This is a genomic window from Streptomyces sp. NPDC050610 (genome assembly GCF_040654875.1).
GTDB lineage: Bacteria > Actinomycetota > Actinomycetes > Streptomycetales > Streptomycetaceae > Streptomyces.
On record NZ_JBFAIV010000088.1, the window covers coordinates 1 to 3036 of the forward strand.

Annotated in this window: 3 protein-coding genes and 1 pseudogene; 3 read left to right on the forward strand and 1 reads right to left on the reverse strand. The window is 64.1% G+C overall.

The features are described from left to right. The first annotated feature begins 396 nt into the window (after positions 1-396). A complete protein-coding gene (locus AB0I22_RS39620) occupies positions 397-930 on the forward strand; it encodes an NUDIX hydrolase (RefSeq protein WP_363135889.1) in 534 nt (177 codons plus the stop codon). A 3-nt stretch (positions 931-933) separates the two neighbouring features. On the opposite strand, the gene AB0I22_RS39625 is transcribed toward AB0I22_RS39620, so the two are convergent. Continuing rightward, entirely contained in the window at positions 934-2259 is a 1326-nt protein-coding gene (locus AB0I22_RS39625; RefSeq protein ID WP_363135890.1) for a hypothetical protein, read from the reverse strand. 120 nt (positions 2260-2379) lie between these two features. Between AB0I22_RS39625 and AB0I22_RS39630 the strand changes: the two genes are divergently transcribed. Together AB0I22_RS39630 and AB0I22_RS39635 are read left to right on the forward strand one after the other, a co-directional pair. Beyond that, entirely contained in the window at positions 2380-2814 is a 435-nt protein-coding gene (locus AB0I22_RS39630) for a DUF6415 family natural product biosynthesis protein (RefSeq protein ID WP_363135891.1), read from the forward strand. Beyond that, a pseudogene (locus AB0I22_RS39635) lies at positions 2811-3036 on the forward strand (hypothetical protein); the annotation flags it as partial. The gene AB0I22_RS39630 and the pseudogene AB0I22_RS39635, both read left to right, overlap by 4 nt.

Below are 3036 nucleotides of genomic sequence, written 5' to 3' on the forward strand. Positions count from 1 at the left end.
CAGCTGCGCACGCGTCATACACACCGGACTACCGCATCCGCCCCCGGAACGAGGGCGAATCCAGCAAACCGATCACGACTCAATACAGGCCCTAGGTCTGGACGGCCCACCTGGGTACCGCTGACCGTTGCTGTTGGCCTCGATGTGTCCACGTTGCCGTCAGGGTTGCCGTCAACGAGTGTCGGCTATCGATCGATCGCAGGGAACGGCCCAACTGTCGACGCTGTGCCTGGTTCCTCCGGGGCCTCACGCTGACGCACGGCCAAGAGAGACTCCCCCGTCTCGAAGCGTCCGCCAGCGGCCTCCCGCATCGGCTGACACGAGGGGCCGAGTGGCCGCCTGCTCGTCGAGTGACCTGTCTGGAATGCTGTAGGTCACGCGAGAGGGGCAGTGAGCATGCAGTGGAAGACCTACGGCGAACGGCAGATCTACACCAACCCTTGGGTGAACCTGTGCCTTGTCGATGTTGAGCAGCCGGACGGACGCCGTTGGGAACACCACGTCGTACGGCTGCGCCACCTCGCCGTTGCGGCCGTGGTTAACGATCAGCGGGAAATCCTCATGATGTGGCGGCACCGTTTCATCACGGACTCGTGGGCCTGGGAACTGCCCATGGGACTGATAGAAGAGGGTGAGTCCCCCGAGTCGGCTGCGGCACGAGAGGTAGAGGAAGAGACTGGCTGGCGTCCCGGCCCCATGAAGCCATTGATCTACGCGGAACCCGCGAATGGCATCACGGACTCGCAGCACTACGTCTTCCGGGCCGACGGCGCTACTCAAATCGGGGCCCCGACAGAGAAGAACGAGTCCGATCGCATCGAGTGGATGCCGCTGGACAGGGTGCGTGGACTGATCGACCGACGGGAGGTCGTCAGCAGTGGTTCTCTCGTCGGCCTGCTATACGTGCTGATGGATGAGGCGATCCGCTGACGTTCAGTGCAACATGGCCCGTAGCTGTGCTTCGAACGCGACGGCTGCGGGCTCGTTGCTGAACGGGGTCAGCAGTTGATGGAACTCACGGAGGTGTCCCGTGATGCGTTCAGAGCCGACTCCTGTCGCCGATTCCAGAGCCGTGGTGGCGGTGTGGCATGCCCTCTCGACCTTGCCCTGTTGAAGTTGAGCCGTGGCTAGCCAGAAAGTGTGGAAGGCGCGGCCGCGGTGGTTGCTCACGGGTTCCCGCCTCAAGGCGTCGGCGATCAGCGGTTCGGCAGCAGCGGATTCGCCCAACCGTGCGCGGGCAATGCCGGTGTCCACGATGAGCTTGGGTTCGTCGAAGTACGTCACCCACGCCGGGTCCGGATCAGCACTGGAGATCCGCTCGAACTGCCGATGCGCCTCGGCGATCGCGGCATGTGTCGCACGGCCGTTGTTCATCGACGCGTGGGCGAATGCCTCGCGCATAGAGAGCATGGCCATCACCCGTGGGGTTCCCAGACGCTTGCGAGCGCTGTCCTGCGCCGCTGTTGAAAGAGCCACGGCGTCTGCCGGCCGGTCCTCGTAGGTGCCCTGCAAGCTCATGCAGGACAGAACGTTCGCCATGAACTGGTGGTCCTCCACGGCCTTGGCCAGTTGCAGGGCTTCGGCGAAGTAGACGCGGGCTTGGCTGTACTGGCGGGCATCGAAGTACGTCCAACCAGTAAGCCGGGCCAACTCGGCAGCAATGCCGTACAGGCTGCGCCGGAACTCTCCTTCAGGCGCTTCCTTGATCAACCCGACAACGTACCGAAGTTGGCCGACGACGGCGGGACGCAGTGCTTCGCCTCCGTGCTCGTCATCGCGACGCCAGTAGTCCTCAATCGACGAGTGGAGCGCGCGCAGCATCGATGGGCTGAGCTGCGGCCCGGCGGCAACGGCCAGAATGCTGTCCAGGTCCACGCTGGGAAGAGCACTGACGGGTTCGGAGCGCTCAACGTCTGATGCCATCAGGACGCTGGGGGCTGCGGCCGGGCGTCCCGTCAGGGCTGGGGGCGTCTCCCACGCTCGCCGGGCCAGTCCGAGCATGTGGCCTGGGATTCGCAACCCGTCAGACACACGCTCGATGACGCTCATGTCTTTGATGGCCCGCCGGCCGGAAAGCACCTCGCTGACGCGGCTGGGCGTCATGTCGCAATGGCGCGCGATCCGCGACGGGTAGAACCCGCCCCGGCTCTTCGCCAGCTCGAAAATCTTCGAGAAGTCACGCTCCTGGCAAGCGCGGATCATCGCTGCGTCGCTCAGCAGGCGGGGCGGTAGCCCTGCTGGCTGCTCGTACTTGGGCATGAGCGGCACTCCGGTTGTTGCGGCGTGTTGCTTGGCGGAGAGGCTACTAGCGAATTTACCCACCATGGGTAATCACGTGGATGGCGATTTTAGGGCCTGCGCACCGTGATCCTGTTTGCCATGCAGCCGCAGACTGGAACGAACGTGCAGGAAACGGTGGGAAGTTACCCGCTCACCGCAGATGCACCGGTGCGGATGGCGGACGCCCCCAGGCCGCTCGTGGACGTTGCCGAGATCGAAGACGTGGTCCGTCGCGCCCTGGCCAAGCGGTCGGCGCTGCCCCCGTACCCGGAACTCTGCGTCATACATGCGTCCTTGCTCCACCACATTGAACGCCTCTTCCCCTTGGCCGCATCTCAGGTTGACCGCCTCTGGCGCGGGTCTAAGGAATGGTCCCTGAAACGGACATACCTGAGCCAGGTCCAATACCAGGTTGATGAGGGGCTGGGCTCCGGGCTGCTGTCTGCGTCGTGTCGGGTCCAGAGCCTGGGATACACGCTCCGCTTCCTGTTGGAGAACTCCGGTCTGGTCCAGGAGGAGGTCGTCGAGCCGTGAGCGGGACGTGCCAGTCCAAGGCGATCGTCTTCCCCTTCCTGGTGGCTGAGATGGTCACACGATCGGCCCAACCCGGATGGGCTCGCCACTCGTGGATTTCCTGCGAGTTGCACGAAGCACCACATGGTGAGCATTACTCGATGCTGCACGAACTCACACGCGACGTTTCCCTGTGGGGCCGATGGAAGAATGGTGTGGTCACGCTGCTCCCCCTGCCGCATT

Bases quoted from the DNA above. Each gene is read 5' to 3' on its own strand.
- AB0I22_RS39620 (WP_363135889.1), top strand. From the start codon at position 397: ATGCAGTGGAAGACCTACGGCGAACGGCAGATCTACACCAACCCTTGG.
- AB0I22_RS39625 (WP_363135890.1), bottom strand. From the start codon at position 2,259: ATGCCCAAGTACGAGCAGCCAGCAGGGCTACCGCCCCGCCTGCTGAGC.
- AB0I22_RS39630 (WP_363135891.1), top strand. From the start codon at position 2,380: ATGCAGCCGCAGACTGGAACGAACGTGCAGGAAACGGTGGGAAGTTAC.